Raw genomic sequence first — 22,937 nt, 5'->3', positions numbered from 1 at the left:
TGGTACCCCTTAGGCGCGCTGGAAGCGCGGGAGGATGTCACGCAATTCGGCCAGGCGTTGCAGCGGGTCGTCGAGCTCGAGCATGTGCTGGCACTCGTTCGGATCCAGCGGCAGCAGTTCGGAAAGACGAAAACCGACCCAGCTCGCATCGTCGGCGCGCTCGGCCATGTCATGACGCCACGGCGGCATCATCTGATCGGCGAGGCGCTCCAGGATCGTCGCGAGCAAGCCGAATTCCGCCGGCAGTTCCATCTTCGGTTCGTCGACCCACGGCGCGATGTCACCGCGCACCTGGCCGTCCGAACGCACGCGCGTGCGGGTGACGCGAAAGCGCTGACCGCCCTGGGCGACGATGCCGAGGAGGCCGTCCTCACTGGTATGAAAGTCGGTGATGGTGGCCAGCGTGCCGACGGCGGCGGGCACCGCGGGCTGTCCCGCCTCACGGCCCTCGAGGATCATGCAGACGCCGAACGCGCGACCGGTCCGCGAGCATTCGCGCACGAGGTCGATGTAGCGCGGTTCGAAGATGCGCAGCTGCAGGTGACCGCCCGGGAAGAGGACGTTCGACAGGGGAAACAACGGCAGATCGAGTGCGGGCGTGGTGGCAGCCATGCCCCTGAGTCTAACCTGCGTCCAGCACGTTGAAGAAGCGCCGTGGCGCGCCTTCGAAGCCACCGTTGGACATGAAGACGACCTGGTCGCCGTCCGCCGCTTCGGCGACCAGCGCGTCGATCAGGGCATCGACGGTGGAGGCGGTGGTTCCGCGGCCACCGAGTGCGCCGGTCACCTTGCCCGCGTCCCAGGCCAGCTCGGGACGATGCAGAAACACCACACGATCCGCATCGGCGAGCGAGGGCGCCAGCGCATCGGCATGCGCGCCCAGACGCATCGAATTGGAGCGCGGCTCGAGTGCCACGACGATGCGACCCTTACCGACTTTGGCGCGAAGGCCGGCCAGCGTCGTGGCGATGGCGGTCGGGTGATGGGCGAAGTCGTCGTAAACGGTGACGCCCTTTGCCTGGCCGATCAGCTCCATCCGCCGCCGGGCACTGGCGAAATCGGCGAAGGCCGGCAGCAACGCCACGGGATCGGCACCGGCGGCGGTCGCCGCCGCCAGCGCGGCCAGCGCGTTCATCACGTTGTGACGCCCGAGCGAACCCCAGCGAATCTCGCCGAGCGCGGTGTCACCACGGCGCACACGGAAGTGCGAACCGTCGGCGGCGATCAGCTCGGCACGCCAGTCGCCCGCGTCGATGCCGAAGGTTTCGACCGGCGTCCACGCACCCATCGCCAGCACCTCGGCCAGATACGGATCCTCGGCGTTGACGATCAGCCGGCCATTGCCGGGCACCGTCCGCACGAGATGGTGGAACTGGCGCTGGATGGCGGCGACGTCCGGGAAGATATCCGCGTGGTCGTATTCGAGGTTGTTGAGAATGGCGATGCGCGGGCGGTAATGAACGAACTTGGAGCGCTTGTCGAAGAACGCCGAGTCGTATTCGTCGGCTTCGATGACGAAGGGCTTACCGGTGCCACGCCGCGCGGACACGTCGAAGTTGCCCGGGACACCGCCGATCAGGAAGCCGGGCGACTGCCCCGCGGCTTCGAGCAGATGCGCCAGCAAGCTGGTGGTCGTGGTCTTGCCGTGGGTGCCGGCGACAGCCAGCACCTCGCGTCCGCCCAGCAGCGTCTCGCCCAGCCATTGCGGGCCGGAGATATAGCGCAGGCCCGCGTCGAGCATGTACTCGACGGCCGGGTTGCCGCGCGTCATCGCGTTGCCCACCACCACGAGATCGGGCGCGGGCTGCAGATGCTCCGCCCTGTAACCCTGCATCAGACCGATGCCGAGCTGCTCGAGCTGGGTGCTCATGGGCGGGTAGACGTTGGCGTCCGAACCCTCGACCGTCAGGCCGAGCTCACGCGCCAGCGCGGCGACTCCTCCCATGAAGGTGCCGCAGATACCGAGGATATGGACGCGCACGGGGGTCAGGCGCTGGCGGCCTTGACACCACCGGGCAGCACATCCAGCACGCGCTGGGTGACCTCGTCGAGTTCGCCGACGCCGTCGACGACCTGCAGCTTGCCGCGCTGCTTGTAGAAGTCGGCTACCGGAGCGGTCTGGTCGGCATAGATGCCAAGACGCTTCTTGACGGTATCCGGGTTGTCGTCGGGACGGCCTTCCTTCTCGAAACGCACCTCGCAGCGGCCGATGATGGCCGCATCGGGCACGTCGAGCTTGACCACCACGTCCAGCGGCTGGCCGATACGGGCCAGCACGGCGTCCAGCGCGTCGGCCTGGGCCAGGTTGCGCGGGTAGCCGTCGAGGATGAAGCCCGGCCCGGCGTCCGGCTCGCCCAGACGGTGCTCGATGATGCCGAGCATGATGTCGTCGGGCAGCAGCTGACCGGCGTCCATCAGGCCCTTGGCCTTGAGGCCGAGCTCGGTGCCTGCCTTGATCTCACCGCGCAGAAGATCGCCGGTGGAGATGTGCGGCACGCCGAGGCGCTCCTTGAGGCGGGTGGCCTGAGTACCTTTGCCGGAGCCGGGGGCGCCGAATAGCACGAGTCGCATTGATGCTCCGTTCGTCGGACATGCGGGGTAACCCCGCCGCCGGACACAAGAAAATGGGTCTCAAGGTAACGGGCGGGGCGCCACGCCGTCAAACAGGCGACATGTCGCAGGTGTAGGGCGGTTTGACGCGCGTCGCGTTACCCTGCCGGCTCCGCTCCCGCAGAAGGACCCGAAGCATGGCCGCCGGCAAAATCCTCTACGCCCAGTCGGGCGGTGTCTCCGCCGTCATCAACGCCACCGCCGCCGGCGTCATCGAGACCGCCCGGGACAAGGGCATCCCCGTCTATGCCGCGCGCAACGGGATCCTCGGCGCACTGCGCGAGGAGCTGATCGACACGACCAAGGAAGCCAAGGCGAACATCGCCGCGCTGAAGCACACCCCGGGCGGCGCCTTCGGCTCCTGCCGCTACAAACTCAAGTCGCTCGAAGAGAACCGCGCGGAATACGAGCGCCTGATCGAGGTGTTCAAGGCGCACGACATTCGTACCTTCCTCTATAACGGCGGCAACGACTCGGCCGACACGGCCAACAAGGTCTCCAGGATCGGCCAGGCACTCGGGTACGAGGTCAACTGCATCGGCGTGCCGAAAACCATCGACAACGACCTTGTGGTGACCGACACCTGCCCGGGCTTCGGCTCCGTGGCCAAGTACACCGCCATCGCCGTCCGCGAAGCGAGCCTGGACGTCGCCTCCATGGCCGACACCTCGACCAAGGTGTTCATCATCGAGGTCATGGGCCGCCACGCGGGCTGGATCGCCGCGGCCGCCGGCCTGGCGGGCTCGGGATCCAACGATGCGCCGCACGTCATCCTGTTCCCGGAGAACGTGTTCGACCCCGAGGCCTTCCTGGCCAGGGTGCAGGCCACGGTCGAGAAGGTCGGCTACTGCACCGTCGTGGTATCCGAGGGGGTGAAGAACAAGGAGGGCACGTTCCTGGCCGAGTCCGGCGCGCGCGATGCGTTCGGCCATGCGCAGCTCGGCGGTGCGGCACCGGTGCTGGCGGCTCTCGTTCGCGAGAAGCTGGGCTACAAGTATCACTGGGCGTTGCCCGACTACCTGCAGCGCTCGGCACGGCATGTCGCATCCAAGACGGACGTCGATCAGGCGTACGCGGTGGGCAAGAAGGCGGTGGAGTACGCCGCCGAGGGGCTCAACGCGATCATGCCGGTGATCGTGCGCGTGTCCGATGAGCCGTATAAGTGGAAGATCGAAGCGGCGCCGCTGGACAAGATCGCCAACCACGAGAAGAAGATGCCGAAGAACTTCATGTCGAAGGATGGCTTCGGGATCACCGCGGCGGCGCGACGGTATCTGGCGCCGCTGATCGTGGGGGAGGTGCCCCCGCCCTACGGCGACGATGGGCTGCCGGTGTATGTGACGCTGAAGAATGCTTCGGTGCCGAAGAAGCTGAGGAAGTTCAAGCCTGGGTGACGTGTCGCGTCGGGCCGGCGGCGAGCGGGGCGCGCCAGCGGTCGTCGCGGTGTGGGTCGCGCGCGGGGCGCGCTCCTACATGGTCACCGTGCACATGTAGGAGCGCGTCTGCGCGCGACGCTCCGACCTCAGCCCAACACCCCCCGCATCAACCCCAGATCCCGCACGAACTCCGCATAGCCCGCCTCTCTCGCCTCGGCATCCGGCAAGCGCAGCAGATACGAAGGGTGCACCGTGGCCATCGCCTTCCGTCCATCGGGCAGGTCGATCCATTCGCCACGTTGCGCCATCAGCCGGAACGACGAACCGAACACCGCCTGCGCCGCCATGGCGCCAAGGCAGACCAGGGCCTCGGGCTGGACACGATCGATCTCGGCCGCGAGCCATGGCCGGCAGGCGGCCTGCTCCTCCGCGTTGGCACGTTTGTGTAACCGCACCTTTCCGCGCGGCTCGAACTTGAAGTGCTTCACCGTGTTGGTGACATAGAGGAGGTCGCGCTCGATCCCCGCCTCTTCCAGCGCGCGGTCGAACAGTTTGCCGGCTGGCCCGACGAACGGCTTTCCGGCCAGATCTTCCTGATCGCCCGGCTGTTCGCCGATCACGACCACCCTCGCGTGCACCGGGCCTTCGCCGAACACCGTCTGCGTCGCGGGCTTCCACAGGTCGCAGGCACGGCATTCGCGCGCCTGCGCGCGCAACGCCGTGATACTGCCTTCGGGCGCCGCCGCGACAGCTTTCTGCAGCGGCGTGATTTTCTTCTTCGGAATCGTCGGCTGCTTGTCGACCATCGCCTGCATCCTCGGTAACGCGTCGCGTACCAGGCCTGGAATGAGCTTCGCTTCCGGCAGGTTCTTCCAGTACTTCACCGGCATCTCGCGCCGCATCGCATCGACTTTCAACCGGGCCGGATTGAAGATGCTGGCGTAATACGTGCGCCAGAGATCTTCGAGCGCATCGTCGGTGGGTGCATCCGCCCTGCTCGCACCCGGCCCGAACGACAGCGTCTCGCCATTCCAGTGTGCCGTGCGTGACGGCGTCAGCAGGGACCAGTGCATGCCAGTGAAGCGACGCACGAAGAATGGCGCGACGCGTTTGACGATGTCGAACGACGGCTCGAACCAGGCGACGTAGACCGTGTCCTCCCCATGCCGGACTTCACGAAAGCGCACGAACGCCTTCATCTTGTGCATGTCGCGGCTGACCTGCTTCACGCAGGTGTGAGCCCAGGCGACATCGTCATCGGTAGCGATGCGCAGCAAGGCTTTCTCACCGTGCGCCAGCCGCCACAGCATGCGATAGAGCGTGGCGTGGCGACGCCTGTCGGTATGCGCCAGCACGGCGCTGGCGACATTCAGAAAGTCGCGGGGGACGGCGGGAACGCTGGTGCGCACAGGCGGAGGAATCGCGTCGTCGCCGGCGAACAATCCGCCGGTGCCGCCGCCCTCCCAGTCCACTTCGGACGGTTCGATGTCGGCCAGCAACAGCGCCCGCGCCTTGACGCGCCACTCGTCGAAGTCCGACGGGTCGTTCAGCGTGACGACGCGCATGATCAGCCGAAAAGATCCGGCTGCGAGGGCTCGCGCAGGTCACGGCGAAGCGCCACGCTCTCGTGATCCCCGCGCGGACGGTGATCGACCGTCTCGACGAAGGGTGCCACTTTCTTCACCGGCACACGCAGGCGAATGAGATCGTCATAGCGGATACGCCGGTGCCCTCGCATCGCGATCATCTTGTCGACCGTCTTGACGCCAAGGCCAGGCACGCGCAACAAGGTCTCGCGTGGCGCGCGGTTCACATCCACGGGGAACTGATCCCGATGGCGCAGCGCCCAGGCCAGCTTCGGATCGACGTCGAGCGACAGCATGCCGTCGTCGCCCGGCGGCGCGATTTCGTCGGCGCCGAAGCCGTAGAAGCGCATCAGCCAGTCCGCCTGGTAGAGGCGGTGCTCGCGTACCAGCGGCGGTGGCTTCAGCGGCAGGATCTTCGACGCGTCGGGGATCGGGCTGAAGGCCGAATAGTAGACGCGACGCAGCCGGTAATTCGTATACAGGTTGGTGCTGGCCGAGAGCACGTCGCGGTCGCTGGCATCGTCGGCACCGACGATCATCTGCGTGCTCTGACCGGCAGGCGCGAAGCGAGGCGCCTTCTTCTCCGCCTTGGCTTCGTCGATGGACAGGCGCAGGCGACCCATCGCGCTGCGGATGTCACCCAGGTGTTTCTCCGGCGCCAGCGACTTCAAGCCGCCTTCGGTCGGCATCTCGACATTGATGCTCAGGCGATCCGCCCAGCGACCGGCGGCGTCGATGAGTTCAGGCGACGCGTCGGGAATGGTCTTGAGGTGGATGTAGCCGCCGAACTTGTGCTCGGTGCGCAGCGTACGTGCCACGCGCACCAGCTGCTCCATCGTGTAGTCGGGCGACTGGATGATGCCTGACGAGAGAAACAGGCCCTCGATGTAATTGCGCCGGTAGAACTCGAGGGTGAGATTGACCACTTCCTCGGCCGTGAAGCGCGCTCGCGGCACATTGCTGCTGCGCCGGTTGACGCAGTACACGCAGTCGTAGACGCAGAAATTGGTCAGCAGGATCTTCAGCAGCGATATACAGCGGCCGTCCGGCGCGTACGCATGACAGATGCCCATACCTTCGGTCGAGCCGATGCCCCCGCTTTTCAGCGAGTTGCGGCCTTTGCCACCGCTGGATGAGCAGGACGCGTCGTACTTCGCGGCGTCGGCGAGGATGGCGAGTTTGTCGGAAAGCTTCATGGGGGAAGTGATGGTGCCAAAACCGGGCCGGGCCTGCGTGAAGGCGGCCGATCGAGCGATTACCCCGCCAGCGACCCGCCCGTTATCATCCCTGCTTTAAACACCGGCGCCCACCATGGACCTCATCATCCGTCACGCCACGCTTCCCGACGGCCGCAAGGACGTCGACATCGGCATCGAGGGCGGGCGATTCGCAGCGATCCAGCCGGCGCTTCCGGCAAAAGGCGTCGAAGAGATCGACGCGCACGGCCGTCTGGTCAGCCCGCCGTTCGTCGACGCGCATTTCCACATGGATGCGACGTTGTCCCTGGGCCTGCCACGCCTCAACGCCTCCGGCACCCTGCTCGAAGGCATCGCACTGTGGGGCGAACTCAAGCCCGACCTCACGCAGCAGGCGCTGGTCGACCGCGCCATGGCCTACTGCGACATGGCGGTGGCCCAGGGCCTGCTCGCCATCCGCAGCCACGTCGACATCTGTGACGACCGTCTGCTGGCGACCGAGGCCCTGCTCGAAGTGAAGCGCCGCGTCGCGCCCTACCTGCATCTCGAACTCGTCGCTTTCCCACAGGACGGGCTGCTCCGTTCACCGACCGCGAAGGCCAACCTGGTCCGCGCCCTCGACATGGGCGTGGACGTGGTCGGCGGCATCCCGCACTTCGAACGCACGATGGCCGACGGCGCGGCATCCGTCCGCTGGCTGTGCGAACTCGCCGCCGAACGTGGCCTGCGGGTGGATATGCACTGCGACGAATCCGACGACCCGCTGTCACGGCATATCGAGACGCTTGCGGCGGAAACGGTGCGCACGGGCCTGCAGGATCGCGTCACCGGGTCGCATCTCACCTCGATGCATTCGATGGACAACTACTACGTGTCCAAGCTGCTACCGCTGATCGCCGAGGCGGGCGTGCATGCCATCGCCAATCCGCTGATCAACATCACCCTCCAGGGCCGGCACGACACCTACCCGAAGCGTCGCGGCATGACGCGTGTCCCCGAGTTGCTCGATGCGGGCGTCAATGTCGCGTTCGGCCACGACTGCGTGATGGATCCCTGGTACGGCATGGGCTCCGGCGACATGCTGGAAGTGGCACACATGGGCCTGCATGTGGCGCAGATGACCTCGACCCAGGGCGTGGCACGTTGCTTCGATGCGGTGACGGTGAACGCCGCGCGCGTCCTCGGGCTGGAAGGCTACGGGATCCAGCCGGGCCACCGTGCGGACTTCGTTTTACTGCAGGCGGGCGACGCCTTCGAGGCCATCCGGCTGAAGGCGGCCCGTCTTCTGGTCGTTCGGGGCGGAAAAATCCTTGCCCGCGCACCTGAACGGCGTTCGGCGCTCTTTCTGACAGAACGCCCGTCGAATCTGACACTTGAGTTCCGGCCCGGATCGATTTCCTGAACCGACGGGTTCAATAGCTGTCGCGACAGTGAACGCTTTCGTGAACCTTTCAAAATGTAAGACTTTGCGTTCAGCTTTCCCTTCATAGCATCCGAATCGTCGATCGGCCGTAGCGAGTCACGGCGAGACGATCGTCCAGGAGACAGGCTATGAAAATGATGCTTCGTACCGCTTTTGCCGCGCTCGCCATGGTCGCCACGACCGCGGCGTTCGCTGACGACCACCGCGATCACGATCGCCACGGTGACTACCGTGGGCACGATCGCGGCCATGACCGTGGCGACTGGCATCATGACAACGGCTGGCACGGTCACCGTCCGCCGCCCCCGCCGCCGCGCTACTACGGTGGCTACCACCACGGCCCGGATCGCTACTACCGTCCGCCCCCGCCGCGGTATTACGGCCACTGGGAGCGCGGGCACCGCTACGCCGGTCGCAATGTCGTCGTATACGACTACGGCAGCTACCGGCTGCGGCCGCCGCCGCGCGGCTATCACTGGGTCCGCGAGAACAACGATTTTCTGCTCGTCGCTGTGGCGACCGGCATCATCCTCGACATCGCCACGCGCTAAAGCGCGCTTAACAGGGACTCGCTCATGAAAATGCTCACCAGAATGGTTTTCTGCATCGCCGCGGCTGGCGCGATCGCACCGGCTTTCGCCCTGGCACCGGCGCCGCAGGACTGGCACCACGACGATCACGACAATCGCAACGATCGTCGTGACGATCATCGCGACGACCACCGCGACGATCATCGCGACCATCGGGACGACCGCCACGACGATCGTCGTGCCGACTGGCACCCGCGCCCGGGCGGTCACTGGGAGCGCGGTCACCGCTATGACGGTCGCGTGGTCGTCGTGAACGATTATCGCGAGCGTCACCTCCGCGAACCGCCACGTGGCTACCACTGGGTGCGCGCCGATAACAACGATCTGCTGCTCGTGGCGATCGCCACCGGTGTGATCGCGGACATTCTGTCGCAGTAACGAAGTGAGGCTTAACAAGGGATTGTGGTCTGAAGCGCCGGATCGGCATATGGATTTGTGCCGATCCGAACGCTGAGCCCGTGCATGAAGGCGGATTCGGGCTATAAAGGAGACGGCAATCTCTGACGCATGGATGTGTCGACATCATGAATGCTCGTCTTGGAGTTATCGAGCCGGAGTCGCTCACCGCGCCCGTCGTGTCACCTCCGATTGGCACGGACTGGGAAGATCCGGATATCCGTGGAGCGGTCTCGTTCGAGATCCCCCTGCCGCTTCCCGCAGCCAGGGGGGCACCCATACTTCGCTTTTCCTATGTGTCGACTTGTGCCTCCGGCCCTTTCGGTGTTGGCTGGAGCCTCAACATGCTTCCGATCGCAAGACGCCCGGGCGGAACAGCGTTGCGATTCGACGACACGGACAATTTCTGCGGGCCTGATGGATCGCCCATTCTCCCCTGGGATGAGACGAGCGTGACGTCGTTCCGGGGCGATGCACTTCCCATGCCCTTTCGTGTTCGCCAGTTCCTTCCCAGGGTGGAAGGAGCCTTCAGACGCATCGAGCATTGGCAAGCGGAAGGCGCACACGATTTCTGGCTCGTGCACGATGCGGACGGTACGCTGCACGTCTATGGCGCGCACGCCGACGCGCGACTGAGCGACCCCGCCGACCCCGAGAGGATCGCAGAGTGGCGCGTCCAGGAATCGCTCTCACCGCACGGAGCACGCACCGTCTACGAATATGCGCGAGAAGACGGCGTGGGACACCCGGACGATGGTCGCGACTCCACCTCCGCTCGCTACCTATCTCGCATCCGCTATGGGAACCGCCACCCCGGAGCGAATCTGCTCGTCTGGGAAACCGCGACCCTGCCTGACGATGACTGGCACTTCGACTGCATATTCGATTACGGGGCCCGGGACACAGGGCCATCCTCCTGTCCGTCGTATGAGCCCGGCGCGCCTTGGCCAGCACGACCCGACCCGGTATGCGATGTCGCGTATGGATTCGAACATCGCCAACTACGCCTTTGCCGTCAGATCCTCGCATTCCATCGCTTCCCCCTGCTCGGGGCGAATCCCGTACTGGTGCATCGCCTGCTCCTGGATTACACGGCCACGCCTCGCTATTGCCTGCTCCAGCGAGTAACACGACTGGCATACGACGAGCACGAGAAATGTCACGCGCTGCCTCCCCTGACGCTTACCTGGAACGAACCCGACGCATCCTTAGGCCAGACCTGCATCTTCGACTGCCCCTCCCCGATGGATCGGACGTCCGATATCCGACTGATCGATCTCTACGGCGGGGGCCTTCCCGGACTGCTCTGGCAGAGCACCGTGGGATGGCTATATGCCGAACCGTACAGAAATCCTGGCGAAGCGGACGGCATTGTCTACGGGCCGGCCGTAGCTTTACCCATGCCAAGCACGGGTAAACCTGGCACATCGCTCCTCGAATTCGTCGGAAGCAGTCCCTGGCGATTCGTCGATGCCAGCTGCGACGGCCGGCTGGAATGGATGCTCAACACCGACACCGTCAAGGGAACGAACCGAATCGGGTCGAACAAGCAATGGACGCGCTTCACCTCGTGCACGTCCATGCCGACGGAATACGTCCCTTCATTTGCCCACGAGGTCGACATCGACGGCTCAGGTCGCCGTGCGATGGTCATCGTAGAACGGCATGCACTCCGCATCTTTGCGCGAAACGCCGCCGGCGACTTTCTTCCACCCCGCACCGAGACGCACCTCGCCGACGCGCTCCCGACGGGGTCGGATCCACGCGAATGGAAAGCGTTCGCCGCGCTCCTGGTCCCTGGAGCAAATGACCTCGTCACGGTGGATGTCCATGGCGCGGTTGTCGCCTGGGCCGACAGGGGTCATGGACGGCTTGCCGCTCGTCGTGCCGTCTGCCAGCTCGATGTCGGTGAAAACCTCGACCCTGCACGACTCTTCGTGGTCGATGTCGATGGCGACGGGCTTGCCGACATTCTCTACGCATCGCGCCGGGGGTTGTTGATTTTCTTTAACCGATCCGGCCATGGTTTCGATCAGGCGCTGATACGTGCCTGGCCCGACGGCTACCGGCTGGACGATACGTGGCACTTCGAGACAGGCGACTTTGCAGGACGCGGAGGATTCAGCCTGCTTATACAGGCACCCGGTGTCGCGGGTAACCGGCCGACGAGATGGCGAATGGATATCGGACTGCCGTTCCCCCTTCGTCTCGCCACGACCGACAACCACCAGGGCGCGCTCACCCGTGTGGATTGGCGGAGTAGTGCGCAGGAAGCGCTTGACGGCGCTCACCAAGGGCTATGCCCCATCGACAGACTCCCTTACGCCATACCCGTTGCCAAACGCATCACCTTGACCGACGAGATTGCCGGCCGCTCCTGCTATCGCGAGTACGCCTATCGCGACGGCCACCACGACGCCGTGGAAAACATATGTCGTGGGTTTCAACGTATCGATACGTTGACCGTGCCAGGAGACGACAGCATCGCCGCCAACTTACAGCGTTGCTGGTACCACGTTGGAGACGCGTCCGTCGACGATGGGCGTACGGGTTTCAACGACACGGCCCCAGGCGCGATCCCGCTAGCGGAAGTGCGGTTCACACAATGGCTCGGTTCGGATGACCGTGACGATCCTCTGCAGAACCCCGAAGACGCCAACGAGCTGCGTCATGCGCTGATCGGATCTCTCCGTCGAAGGGAAACTTACGAGTGCGACAACGGAGGCGAGAACACCCTACTCATCGCCCTCACCGAGGTCAGACATCAGGTGCGCCGCGTCGTGGCGGCCGGCGAAGCCGCACCTTTCGGCTGTTCGCTGCCGCTCATGCTCGAGGATGCGAACGAGGATCGCTCCGGCTGGGAAAGCGATCCTCGACGAGAGCATGGCCTGTATCTCGATCACGACGCTTTCGGCATCGCGCGGCGAACCATCCGCGTAGCGTGCTCGCGAGAGATGGGATGCCCTCCAGATGACGATGAAAGCCGCCGACTATGGGCCGACTCGCACGACGAACAGCAACATGTTCAGACCGTCGTGGAAACTCATATCATGCCGTGGCACAGTTCCGATCGCCAGGCGTGGCGACTTGGACTTGCGGGAGACTGGCGAGTAGACCGCATGATCCTGAGTAAGGTCGCCTTGCCCACCGCAACCATCCGCGCCGAGCGCTTCGAGGGAGAGAGCGACCCCACCCTTCATGGGACACGCGCACTGGTCGCTCTTTCTTCGACCGAGTATGTATCAGCCGATGGCCAGGCTCTCCCTGATCTGAACGGCCTGGTCGCATGTGTCATGGTCGCAAGCATCGACGCCGAAGCGCAGACCGGCTACCGGTTGGCGCTTGGCGACGACCGCTTTGCGACGATGGCAGATCACGCCGGTCATATACCTATGCGCAGCCGCTTGATGAGTCCATCGGAAGGCCTCCTCGGCGAGGAACTCGAGCTGCGTGAATACGATGGTCGCGACCATTTCTTCCGCGTCCGACGCGACTCTCCAGCGCGAAGCATCGGATGGACGTCCTATCGCTACGATGCCAGCGACCTGTTCGTCATCAGCGCCAGTGACCCTGTCGGTTGGAACGTGCGATTCGACATCGACTACCGCCGGCTTCGGCCGTGGCGAACAACCGATGCCAACGGCGTCGTCCGCTCCATCGCCATGGATGCCTTCGGTTCGCTTCGGCGCGGCACCATCCATGGCAAACAACGCGACTCCGCCGGCGTAGTGTCCGACACCGGTTTCGGCCAGATATCTCCCATCACACCACTACCTGCCTCGACCGTCGGCGAGAGCGTGGACGACCCGGGAAGTGCGGTGGGGAATCATGGCTTTGCATGGGTTGCCAACGAAAATGCCTGGGACACCGAAAGGCAGCCCACGCATGCTCTGAAGATCGTCGCCGATCGCTATCCCACCGACGCCGCGCGTCAATTTCATCGCTCGATCGTGCATTTCGACGGTTTCGGGAGGCTGATCAGGGAAGTGCACGCAACGTCGTCAACAGCAACGGCATGGTCCGTGCGACGGCAGTTCCACTGGATAACGGATGGCCCGATTGCCGCCAGTTCACTGCCTTACGGCACACAGGACTGGCTCTACCGCGCCATACCTCCCGATGTCGGCGCGACGCGCTTCGCATGGGATGCGCGTGCGCGCCTGACAGCGACGACCGATGCCGAGGGACGCACGAAAAGAACCTGGCGCTTTAGCTGGTACACGGTCGACGAGGACGAGAACCGCGTCGCCGCGAAGCAAAACCTTGCTGACCCGCTTCCTTCCTCACCGCAGATGGTTTCCTTCGATGCGGGCGGCACGGCTATCCGCTTCACCCGCTATCTTGCTGGCTCCACATCGGACGTGACGGAACCTTGCATCGAACGCACCTTGCTTCACCTCGACGGACAGCCTGTATCGGTAGTCGACGCACGATCCTTTCCGCAGGGGCAAGCCGTGCGAACGTACGCCACAGGTCTCGGCGCCGGTCACGTGTGGAGCGCCGATGCCGGGGACGTCTGGTCGCTTATCAACGATGCGGGCAACCTGGTCTGGCGACGGGATGCGACAGGTGTGGACCACGAATGGACCTACGATGCCGCCGGGCGGCTGACCACTACCGACGTGGCGACCGGCACATCCCGCCGAACCATCACACGAGTCGCTTACCGCGACCCGGAGAGCTCCCCGTCGGGAGACAATCTCGCGTCGTTGGCGACATGTACGTACGACACAGGTGGACGCATCGATATCGTTCGTGCATCGCTTCTGGGCCGCCCGTTGACTCGGTCGCGTCGACTTCTGAAGGCAGGCGTGCTGGCGAACTGGATCGATAACGATACGATCGACGACGCGCTCGAAGCGGAAGCTTCGGTGACCCATATGGATTGCGACGCGCTGGGAGCGCCCGTCTCGATCACCCACTCCGCAGGCTACCGGCAAGAAGCATCGTGGGCCGCGGATCGCACGATGAAGGAACTACGGGTCTTCACCACCGGCGATGCGCCTGTTGCCGTCGTCGGATACGACTCGCGTGACGCCGCCGGTAGGGCACTTCAGGTGCATTTCGGCTCTATGACCCGGGCCCTCGAGTACGAGGCTGCAACCGGGCGCCTGATCTCCGAGTCCACCGCGACCGGAGCGGGCGGTGTCCTTCACCAGACGCGGATCACCCGTGACCGCGTTGGTAACATCATCGCCCTGGACCTTGGCGATGACGACCAGCGCCATTATCGCTACGACGGCGGCTACCGCCTGGTCGAGGCTTCGGGCCGTGAGTCCGTGACGTCGCCGGTCGACGGTGCCCTTCCTCCGCTGATCCTCGGTCCCGTACTCCCCTCGCTCACCGTGGGCTACACCCAACGATTTGAGTACGATGCATCCGATAACGTAGTGAACGTCGAACATCGTCGCGACGATGGCCGTTTGCGATCCGAATCCACGGTGGTAGCCGCCCTGTCCAATCGCGGATTGCCGGCAGCCACCGGCGCCGTCCCAGGGGACGTGGACCAGTGGTTCGACGCTGCCGGAAGGTTGTCCGTGCTCTGGCCCGGCAAACGACGTCTACTCTGGGACACGGAGGGGCGCCTGCATGAACTCGGCTCGGTGAGCGATCCAGATGGCCACGAGGTCAGCACGTACGGGGGCGACGGCATGCGCCTCCGCAAGACCTGGTGGAGACCCGATGGCACCGGCGAAATCCGTTACGATGGCGCGCTCGCACAGCAAAGCGGCTCACTCGGCGAAACGGACGTCCTCGAAGTGCCGGCAGAAGGCGTCGTGCTCCGCATGCGGGTACACCAGGGCTCCCCCGCGGTGTCTTATGAACTGGATACGACCTCCCGACCGGCTTCTTATGTGGTGGACGACAGCGGCACCATGCTGACGAGCGAGGAATACCATCCATACGGTACTTCGGCGTTACGCGCTGCCCGCGCCGAAGCGGATGAAGCGGCGAAGAATGTCCGTTACAGCGGCAAGGAACGGGAAAGCTGGGGAGGCCAGGACTTCGGCCACCGATTCTACGAGGCGTGGCAATGGCGATGGATGTCGCCGGATCCGGCAGCCGATGCAGCCGGCCTCAATCGCTATGCGATGGTCCACGGCAACCCCGTCACTCACGAAGACGTCGATGGGCTCATGACGCCCGAGGAGCGCCTCGTGCGAGACCAGGACGAACGAGGCATGCGCACGCCCGGAGCCGATATCGCCAGGGCAAGACGACTATTCTTGGACGACGCCGCACGTTACGTTTCCGCACGCCTGCGCGAGGGGCAGACGGGCGAGCAAGCCTTACAGCGAGGCGCCGCGTACGCGGGATTTTTCATTCCTGTCACTAGAACTTTCAGCTTGCAGGCCGTATCCCATGCGCTGGAGACGCATGCCGATACGCTGCAGGTAAGCCTTCAGAACAACAGGGTCGTCGGGATCGCGCAGAATGGCTTCGTCAATCCAGTGGCTCCGGTGTATGGCGATGGGCCGTTCCCCGGCACAACGCCGCTGACGCATGGGGAAATCAGGGGATCCAACGTGTCGTTCAACATTGCTGAGCAGCATCTTCAGGGGGGCACTGCGAGGACGGCGAGTCAGTTTGCGATTACCGACTTCGATGCGTATATCGGCGGCATCAATCGTGCATTCAGACGCTCTGCCAGCGATAGCAGGGCAATCCGCCGTGAGCCCCACGCCGCACCGGCAGAGCTTCATCAATGGACGATAGAGAACATTCGTCAGCATCTCGCGCCACATACCGCTCCGCGAGATCAGGGTGATGTCACCGTTGAGGTTCGGCCCATGCGGCGTGTGGATGGTATCGGCGGCGCACACGCCGAAGTTCAGGCGATCAACCAGGCAAATCGCATCCTCGCGAGTCGTCTTGCATTTAACGACATCCCGGAGAGAGTCATCGTATTCACCGTCAAATTACGACCATCCATTCAGCTCGGACGTGCAGCATCGACCGGGCAGATCGATAGGAAACTCTTGCCATTCGTGGCCTGCTATCACTGCGACGGCATTCTGAGCGGCGCACCAGTGCCGCATGGCGCCATCGCACGGGTGCAGACGGGCCGCTCTAACAACAGCGGATACTTGCCTGAGAGACCCGCATCGCAAAATCGGCCGGACAATGAGCGCAGACATCGCCGTCCGGACTATCGCAGTGATGCCGAGAGCAACTACGCATCATCGGGTAGCAGCCGTTCCAGCAGCGTATCCAGCCGCTCCAGCCGCTCCAGCAGCGTATCAAGCAGAAATTCGGGGAGCTCGCATCACACCAGCGAGAGCGGACGTTCCAGCCGCGGCGAATCGCGACAAGATAGAAGCCGCTCTCCTCGCGGCCGCCCCTCGGAGTTGGCGCAGCGACACCCCATCCTTTATCGAGCGCTCACCACGGATATGCCGCCGCCCGGGCACCGCCCCCCGCGGTCACCCGTCCAGGGGAACAGAACTCCGCGATCACCGCCGCACCGTCCGGGTACGTCGCGGCAACTGGAATTTTGATCGTAGCCAGTTCTCGTCACGCCGCGCACGTGGCGCAGCGCACAACACCTTCGACCGCCTCCCCTGCCTATACTCGGCCCGGGCCCTTGGCGGGCTCCTACAATTCGGGGAGGCTTCGATGCTGCAGCAGTACGGTTTATGGATCGCGCTGGCATGTGCGGTCGTTGCGATTCTGTATGGCGCATTTTCGGTCAGCTGGGTTCTGGCCAGATCGCCGGGCAACGAACGAATGCAGGAGATCGCCGCGGCGATCCAGGAAGGCGCCCGCGCCTACCTTAACCGCCAGTACGCCACCATCGGTGTCGTCGGCATCGTCCTTTTCCTGCTCATCGGCATCTTCCTCGACTGGGGAACGGCGATCGGCTTCTCGCTGGGAGCGCTCCTCTCGGGGGCGACCGGTTACATCGGCATGAACGTGTCCGTTCGGGCCAACGTTCGAACCGCCGAGGCCGCCAGAAGCGGCCTTTCTTCCGCCCTCGCAGTGGCTTTCCGGGGCGGCGCGGTCACCGGCATGCTGGTGGTTGGCCTCGGCCTGCTCGGGGTCGCTGGCTACTACGGCGTATTGCTGCACATGGGCTACGAGCGCACGCACGCGCTGCATGCCCTCGTCGGCTTCGCCTTCGGGTCCTCGCTGATCTCGATCTTCGCGCGTCTGGGCGGCGGCATCTTTACCAAGGGTGCCGACGTGGGCGCGGATCTGGTCGGCAAGGTCGAGGCCGGCATCCCCGAGGACGATCCGCGAAACCCCGCGGTCATCGCGGACAACGTCGGTGACAACGTCGGCGATTGCGCGGGCATGGCGGCCGACCTGTTCGAAACCTACGCGGTCACGCTGATCGCCACGATGCTGCTGGGCGGTGTCATGGCCACCGAGGTCGGTCCGTCGGGGGTGCTGTATCCGCTGGTGCTCGGCGGCGCATCGATCGTCGCTTCGGTGATCGGCACGTTCTTCGTCAAGACCCGCGGCGGCAAGATCATGAATGCGCTGTATGCCGGCGTGTTCGTCTCAGCGCTGCTTGCGGCCATCGCATTCTGGCCGATCACGCAATCGCTGATGGCCGACTCCTCCTACGGTGCCAACCGGATCTTCGGCTGCGCCGTCATCGGGCTGGTGCTGACGGGCGCGATGGTCGTGATCACCGAGTACTACACGGCGACCGAATATCGCCCCGTGCGTCACGTGGCACAGTCGTCGACTACCGGCCATGCGACCAACATCATCGCCGGTCTGGGTGTGTCGATGAAATCGACGGCCTTGCCCGTTCTGGCGGTATGTGCGGCGATCTGGGGAGCGCACACGCTCGCGGGTCTGTACGGCATCGCCATCGCGGCCACCGCGATGCTGAGCATGACCGGCATGATCGTGGCGCTGGATGCCTATGGCCCGATCACCGATAACGCCGGCGGCATCGCCGAGATGGCCGAACTGCCCGCCGAAGTACGCGGTGTCACCGACCCGCTGGACGCCGTGGGCAACACGACCAAGGCGGTGACCAAGGGGTACGCGATCGGCTCGGCCGGCCTCGCCGCGCTGGTGCTGTTCGCCGACTACACGCACAACCTCAACCTGCACTTCGGCGGCACGGAGGTGCGTTTCGACCTGTCCAACCACTACGTCATCATCGGTCTGCTGATCGGCGGCCTGATCCCTTACCTGTTCGCCGCGATGGCGATGGAGGCCGTGGGCCGGGCGGCGGGAGCGGTAGTCGAAGAAGTGCGGCGGCAGTTCCGCGAGATCGCCGGGATCATGGAAGGTACGACGCGCCCCGATTATTCGCGGGCGGTGGACATGCTGACCCGTTCGGCCATCCGCGAGATGCTGGTGCCGTCACTGTTGCCGGTACTGGTGCCGGTGGTGGTGATTTTCGGCTTCAAGTGGCTGGGCGGTCCCGAAGCCGGCGCGCAGGCACTGGGTGGTGTGCTGATCGGCACCATCGTGACCGGCCTGTTCGTCGCGATCTCGATGACGACGGGCGGCGGCGCCTGGGATAACGCGAAGAAGTACATTGAGGACGGGCACTTCGGGGGTAAGGGCTCCGATGCGCATAAGGCGGCGGTCACGGGAGATACCGTGGGCGATCCGTATAAGGACACGGCCGGACCGGCGGTGAATCCGCTGATCAAGATCATCAATATCGTGGCTTTGTTGTTGATTCCCCTGTTGTAGGGCTTCCGGGCGAGGAGCATCGCCAGCAGGGCTGGCTCCTACCCGAGCAGGGATACCCAGCTCGGGTAGGAGCCAGAGCCAGGGGTACCCAGCTCCGGGGGCAGCCAGCCATGCTCGCGAAAGCCCGGCTGCCTCAGCGTCGGACTGGCACCCGCTAGCCCACAAGTCATGCCCCGGACCCCGCCTTCCGTAAGCTAATGTCAGGGAACCGCTAGCAAACGGACCCGACCCCATGCACCGACGCTGGATTGCGCTGGCCATCGCCCTTACTTTCAGTGGCATGACCCACGCCCACGACACTCCCAAGACTTCTTCCGCCCCCGCCACTCAGGCCGCCGGCGACGACGAAAACCTCTGGCTCGACGACATCGACGGCGCGAAGCCGCTCGCATGGGTCCGGCAGGAAAACGCGAAGACCGTCAGCCGCTACGCGGAAGGCGCGGACTTCAAGACGCTGGAGGCACGCATCCTCGAGGTGCTGGACTCCGATGCGAAGATCCCGATGGTCAGCAAGATCGGCGATCATTTCTACAATTTCTGGCGCGACAAGCAGCATCCCAAGGGCCTCTGGCGCCGCACCACCCTGGCGGAATACCGCAAGGACAAGCCGGCCTGGGAGACCGTGATCGATCTGGACGCCTTGTCGGCGGCCGAGAAGGAAAACTGGGTCTGGCACGGCGCGCAATGCCTGCGTCCGTCGAACCGCCGCTGCCTGGTGTCGCTGTCGCGCGGCGGTGCCGATGCCGACGTCGTCCGCGAATTCGACCTGTCGACCCGGACGTTCATCAAGGACGGCTTCACCCTTCCGGAGGCGAAGACGCTGGTCAGCTGGGTCGACGACGACCATCTCTTCGTCGCCACGGACTTCGGCCCCGGCTCCATGACCGAATCGAGCTACCCGCGCATCGTGAAGGAATGGAAGCGCGGCACCCCGCTGTCGTCGGCGACGGTGGTTTACGAGGGCACGCCCAAGGACATGTCCATCTCGGCGTACCGCGACCAGACGCCGGGATTCCAGCGCGATTTCGTACAGCGCTCGCTCGAGTTCTACAACTCGGAAGTGTTCCTGCGCGGCAAGGACGGCAAGCTGAGCAAGATCGATGTACCGAACGACGCCGAAACCGACATCGAACGCGAATGGCTGCTGATCGAGTTGCGTACGGCGTGGACGGTGGGAGGGAAAACGTACCCGTCCGGTGCGCTCCTCGCGGCGAAGTTCGATGACTTCATGGCCGGCAAACGCGACCTCAATGTGCTGTTCACCCCCGATGAGCACAGCTCGCTGGCTGGCCACTCGTGGACGCGCCATCACCTGATCCTCAATGTGATGCGTGACGTGGTCAGCCAGATCCAGGTGCTGACGCCGGCCGACAAGGGCCCGTGGAAGAGCGAACCCCTGGGCGGAGCACCGGCGCTGAGCACGGTGCAGGCTGGCGGCATCGATGCGGATGAGAGCGACGAGTACTTCCTCACCGTGTCGGGCTATACCCAGCCAACGACGCTCTATTACGGCGTGATCGGTCAGGGCGAAGGCGAGGCGATCAAGCACAGCCCGGCCTTCTTCGACGGCTCGAAATTCACCGTGAGCCAGCACTTCGCCACCTCGAAGGACGGCACGAAGGTGCCCTACTTCGAGATCGCGCCGAACGGGATGAAGGCCGACGGGAGCAACCCGACGCTGGTCTACGGTTACGGCGGCTTCGAGATTTCGCTGCAGCCGATGTACTCGGGCGGCGTCGGCCGCGCCTGGCTGGAAAAGGGTGGCGTCTACGTCGTGGCCAATATCCGTGGCGGCGGCGAATACGGCCCACGCTGGCACCAGGCGGCCGTCAAGGCCAACCGTCCCCGCGCCTATGAGGATTTCGCGGCGGTCTCGCAGGACCTGATCGACCGCAAGATCACCAGTCCGAAGCATCTGGGCATGATGGGCGGCAGCAACGGCGGTCTTCTGGCCGGCAATATGCTGACCCGGTACCCCCAGTTGTACGGCGCGGTGGTCAGCCAGGTCGCCCTGCTCGACATGAGGCGCTACACGCATATGTCGGCCGGTGCCTCGTGGATGGCGGAATACGGCGACCCGGACAAGCCGGAGGAGTGGAAGTACATCCAGACCTTCTCGCCGTACCACAACCTGCACAAGGGCACGCATTATCCGGCGGTGCTGTTCACCACCTCGACCCGCGACGACCGCGTGGGCCCCGTGCATGCCCGCAAGATGGCGGCCCGCATGCAGGCCATGGGTTTCGACGCGGCGTTGTACGAGAACCTCGAGGGTGGACACGGCGCGGCGGCGGACAACAAGCAGTCGGCCTTCATGAACGCACTGAGCTACACGTACCTCTGGGACCACCTGAAATAGGCCGCAAAAGGCTTTATGCTACCCGGCCGTTCTTCTACCCCACTGAATCGTCAAGGAATCCCATGGGTCTGCATCTCGTTCCCGCCGGCAAGAATGTGCCGGACGAAATCAACGTCATCATCGAAATCCCCAAGGACGCCGAGCCGGTCAAGTACGAAGTGGACAAGGAAAGCGGCGCGATCTTCGTCGACCGCATCCTCTCCACGCCGATGCGCTACCCGTGCAACTACGGCTATGTGCCTGGCACCCTGGGCGGAGACGGCGATCCGCTGGACGCCCTGGTGATCCTGCCGCTGTCGCTGGTCCCGGGCTCGGTGATCCGTTGCCACCCGGTCGGTATGCTGAAGATGACCGACGAAGCCGGCGCCGACGAGAAGCTCGTCGTGGTTCCGGTGGAGAAGGTGTTCGCGGGCTACGCGCACATCAAGGACATCGAGCAGGTTTCCGGCCACTGGCTGGAGCGCATCGGCCACTTCTTCGAGCACTACAAGGATCTGGAGAAGGGCAAGTGGGTCAAGGTCGACGGCTGGGTCGGCGCCGCTGAGGCCAAGGCCGAGATTCTGGCGGGCATGGATCGTTACAAGGCCGACCACTAAGAACGACGGTCGGCAACATATGCAGGAGCGCGCCTTGCGCGCGATGTTTCAGGTTCGCGCGCAGGGCGAGCTCCTACATTGTTTTTGTTACCCGCGGTTCAACAGCCCGCGCAGATCGATGATCGCGGCATTCGCTCGCGAGATGTAATTCGCCATCACCAGCGAGTGGTTGGCGAAGAATCCGAACGGCGAACCATTGAGCACCACCGGGCTGCCGAGCGCCTTCTGCGATTCCTCCAGTTCACGAATCACCTGCTGCAGACTGGCATCCGCATTCTTGCTTCGCAGGATTGGCGCGAAGTCGTGGCGGATGGCCTTGAGCTGCTCCAGCAACGCCCACGTGTAGCCACGCGCTTCGTAGAAGTTGTCGTCGATCTTGTTCCAGGACGTCTTGACGTACACCGCCCGTGCCGGGCCGGCGTTGCCGCTGACGTCGGCGTTGGGCGCCGCATCCACCTTGAGCTGTCCCGCCGCTGCGGACAGCCGCTGCGAGAGGGAGCCGAGGCGCGCCGACACTGTCTGCAGGTAGTCCGCGAGGTTATCCGCGCGTGCGTAGAAGTGCGCGTTGGCGTCTTCCGCATCGCTCAGACGACCCAGATACTTCTCCAGATCGTCCACCGCCTTCGAATACTGCGACTCCGAACTCGGCAACAACCAGCGATCGTTGGGGCTGTTGAGCAGCGGATCGGCCTCGCCCAGATCCTTGTCCTCGGTGGACTGCGTCTGCGACCGGCTGAGGTCGTTGCGCAACGCGCGCGACAGGTCGCGCGAGGCGGTCAGCGAACCGAATTCCCAGTTCGGCATGTTGTCCATGAACACGCCCGGCGGCATCTTGTCGTTGCTGAGGTAGCCACCGCGCTTGTCCATCAGGGTGTCGACGGAGCGGATCAGCGTATACGTGGTGACGGCACCGGTGCTCAGCGGCCTGCCGATGTCTTTCATGTGCGCCGTGGTGACGGTAACCGGGTCGAACTGTTCAGGCTCCTTGTCCCACCACCACATGAAGAACAGGATGACGAGGATCAGGATCGCGATCGGCACGGCGACCAGCAGTCCGACAGGGTTGCGCCGACGTGGGGTCGGCGCGGGTGAGGCGGTCGCATTCATGATGTCTTTCCTTATCGTCGCGAACGTGAGCG

14 protein-coding genes are annotated in these 22,937 nt (G+C 64.5%); 8 read left to right on the top strand and 6 right to left on the bottom strand.

What is annotated here, in order from left to right; genetic code table 11:
* Positions 1-9: 9 nt before the first annotated feature.
* Genes FA87_RS02250 through FA87_RS02240 form a run of 3 tightly spaced genes read right to left on the bottom strand, consistent with a single transcriptional unit; the run spans position 10 to position 2,571 of the window.
* Positions 10-612 carry an LON peptidase substrate-binding domain-containing protein gene (locus FA87_RS02250; RefSeq protein ID WP_043692087.1) on the bottom strand — a complete coding sequence of 201 codons (603 nt, stop codon included), beginning with the start codon at positions 610-612 and terminating at the stop codon, positions 10-12.
* 10 nt (positions 613-622) lie between these two features.
* Positions 623-1,981: a UDP-N-acetylmuramate:L-alanyl-gamma-D-glutamyl-meso-diaminopimelate ligase gene (mpl, locus tag FA87_RS02245; RefSeq protein WP_043692086.1), complete on the bottom strand. Its 1,359-nt coding sequence runs from the start codon at positions 1,979-1,981 to the stop codon at positions 623-625.
* Positions 1,982-1,986: 5 nt separating this feature from the next.
* Positions 1,987-2,571, bottom strand: a complete 585-nt coding sequence (locus FA87_RS02240; RefSeq protein ID WP_043692085.1) for an adenylate kinase — start codon at positions 2,569-2,571, stop codon at positions 1,987-1,989.
* A gap of 176 nt (positions 2,572-2,747) precedes the next feature.
* On the opposite strand from FA87_RS02240, the gene FA87_RS02235 reads away from it, so the two are divergent.
* Positions 2,748-4,004, top strand: coding sequence for a 6-phosphofructokinase (locus FA87_RS02235; RefSeq protein WP_043692081.1), 1,257 nt, complete (start codon positions 2,748-2,750; stop codon positions 4,002-4,004).
* A gap of 128 nt (positions 4,005-4,132) precedes the next feature.
* Here FA87_RS02235 and FA87_RS02230 read toward each other — a convergent pair whose 3' ends face one another.
* Entirely contained in the window at positions 4,133-5,551 is a 1,419-nt protein-coding gene (locus tag FA87_RS02230) for a UdgX family uracil-DNA binding protein (protein WP_043692079.1), read from the bottom strand.
* A gap of 2 nt (positions 5,552-5,553) precedes the next feature.
* On the bottom strand, positions 5,554-6,768 hold the full coding sequence (locus FA87_RS02225) for a putative DNA modification/repair radical SAM protein (protein ID WP_036116172.1): 1,215 nt from the start codon (positions 6,766-6,768) through the stop codon (positions 5,554-5,556).
* Between the two features lie 115 nt (positions 6,769-6,883).
* Here FA87_RS02225 and FA87_RS02220 point away from each other — a divergent pair, with 115 nt between their 5' ends.
* From FA87_RS02220 to ppa, 7 genes are all read left to right on the top strand, one after another.
* Positions 6,884-8,170 carry an amidohydrolase family protein gene (locus FA87_RS02220; protein ID WP_043692077.1) on the top strand — a complete coding sequence of 429 codons (1,287 nt, stop codon included), beginning with the start codon at positions 6,884-6,886 and terminating at the stop codon, positions 8,168-8,170.
* A gap of 149 nt (positions 8,171-8,319) precedes the next feature.
* Positions 8,320-8,742, top strand: a complete 423-nt coding sequence (locus FA87_RS02215; protein WP_043692075.1) for an RcnB family protein — start codon at positions 8,320-8,322, stop codon at positions 8,740-8,742.
* 24 nt (positions 8,743-8,766) lie between these two features.
* Entirely contained in the window at positions 8,767-9,159 is a 393-nt protein-coding gene (locus tag FA87_RS02210; RefSeq protein ID WP_043692073.1) for an RcnB family protein, read from the top strand.
* Positions 9,160-9,305: 146 nt separating this feature from the next.
* Entirely contained in the window at positions 9,306-16,676 is a 7,371-nt protein-coding gene (locus FA87_RS02205) for a SpvB/TcaC N-terminal domain-containing protein (RefSeq protein ID WP_081996433.1), read from the top strand.
* A gap of 118 nt (positions 16,677-16,794) precedes the next feature.
* Entirely contained in the window at positions 16,795-18,843 is a 2,049-nt protein-coding gene (locus FA87_RS02200; RefSeq protein ID WP_043692070.1) for a sodium-translocating pyrophosphatase, read from the top strand.
* 232 nt (positions 18,844-19,075) lie between these two features.
* Positions 19,076-21,202, top strand: coding sequence for a prolyl oligopeptidase family serine peptidase (locus FA87_RS02195; protein ID WP_043692069.1), 2,127 nt, complete (start codon positions 19,076-19,078; stop codon positions 21,200-21,202).
* A gap of 62 nt (positions 21,203-21,264) precedes the next feature.
* Complete coding sequence (gene ppa / locus FA87_RS02190) at positions 21,265-21,798, top strand: inorganic diphosphatase (RefSeq protein WP_036116186.1); 534 nt, start codon at positions 21,265-21,267, stop codon at positions 21,796-21,798.
* Positions 21,799-21,885: 87 nt separating this feature from the next.
* On the opposite strand, the gene FA87_RS02185 is transcribed toward ppa, so the two are convergent.
* Entirely contained in the window at positions 21,886-22,905 is a 1,020-nt protein-coding gene (locus FA87_RS02185; RefSeq protein WP_043692067.1) for a DUF2333 family protein, read from the bottom strand.
* Positions 22,906-22,937: the final 32 nt, after the last annotated feature.

Source organism: Luteibacter sp. 9133 (assembly GCF_000800155.1).
Classification (GTDB): Bacteria; Pseudomonadota; Gammaproteobacteria; order Xanthomonadales; family Rhodanobacteraceae; genus Luteibacter; species Luteibacter mycovicinus.
Note: the sequence above shows the minus strand (reverse complement) of the source record. Positions and strands in the feature narration are given on the sequence as shown.

Bases quoted from the DNA above. Each gene is read 5' to 3' on its own strand.
- FA87_RS02195 (WP_043692069.1), top strand. From the start codon at position 19,076: ATGCACCGACGCTGGATTGCGCTGGCCATCGCCCTTACTTTCAGTGGC.
- FA87_RS02185 (WP_043692067.1), bottom strand. From the start codon at position 22,905: ATGAATGCGACCGCCTCACCCGCGCCGACCCCACGTCGGCGCAACCCT.
- FA87_RS02220 (WP_043692077.1), top strand. From the start codon at position 6,884: ATGGACCTCATCATCCGTCACGCCACGCTTCCCGACGGCCGCAAGGAC.
- ppa (WP_036116186.1), top strand. From the start codon at position 21,265: ATGGGTCTGCATCTCGTTCCCGCCGGCAAGAATGTGCCGGACGAAATC.
- FA87_RS02250 (WP_043692087.1), bottom strand. From the start codon at position 612: ATGGCTGCCACCACGCCCGCACTCGATCTGCCGTTGTTTCCCCTGTCG.
- FA87_RS02215 (WP_043692075.1), top strand. From the start codon at position 8,320: ATGAAAATGATGCTTCGTACCGCTTTTGCCGCGCTCGCCATGGTCGCC.
- FA87_RS02225 (WP_036116172.1), bottom strand. From the start codon at position 6,768: ATGAAGCTTTCCGACAAACTCGCCATCCTCGCCGACGCCGCGAAGTAC.
- FA87_RS02210 (WP_043692073.1), top strand. From the start codon at position 8,767: ATGAAAATGCTCACCAGAATGGTTTTCTGCATCGCCGCGGCTGGCGCG.
- FA87_RS02240 (WP_043692085.1), bottom strand. From the start codon at position 2,571: ATGCGACTCGTGCTATTCGGCGCCCCCGGCTCCGGCAAAGGTACTCAG.
- FA87_RS02200 (WP_043692070.1), top strand. From the start codon at position 16,795: ATGCTGCAGCAGTACGGTTTATGGATCGCGCTGGCATGTGCGGTCGTT.
- FA87_RS02235 (WP_043692081.1), top strand. From the start codon at position 2,748: ATGGCCGCCGGCAAAATCCTCTACGCCCAGTCGGGCGGTGTCTCCGCC.
- FA87_RS02205 (WP_081996433.1), top strand. From the start codon at position 9,306: ATGAATGCTCGTCTTGGAGTTATCGAGCCGGAGTCGCTCACCGCGCCC.
- FA87_RS02230 (WP_043692079.1), bottom strand. From the start codon at position 5,551: ATGCGCGTCGTCACGCTGAACGACCCGTCGGACTTCGACGAGTGGCGC.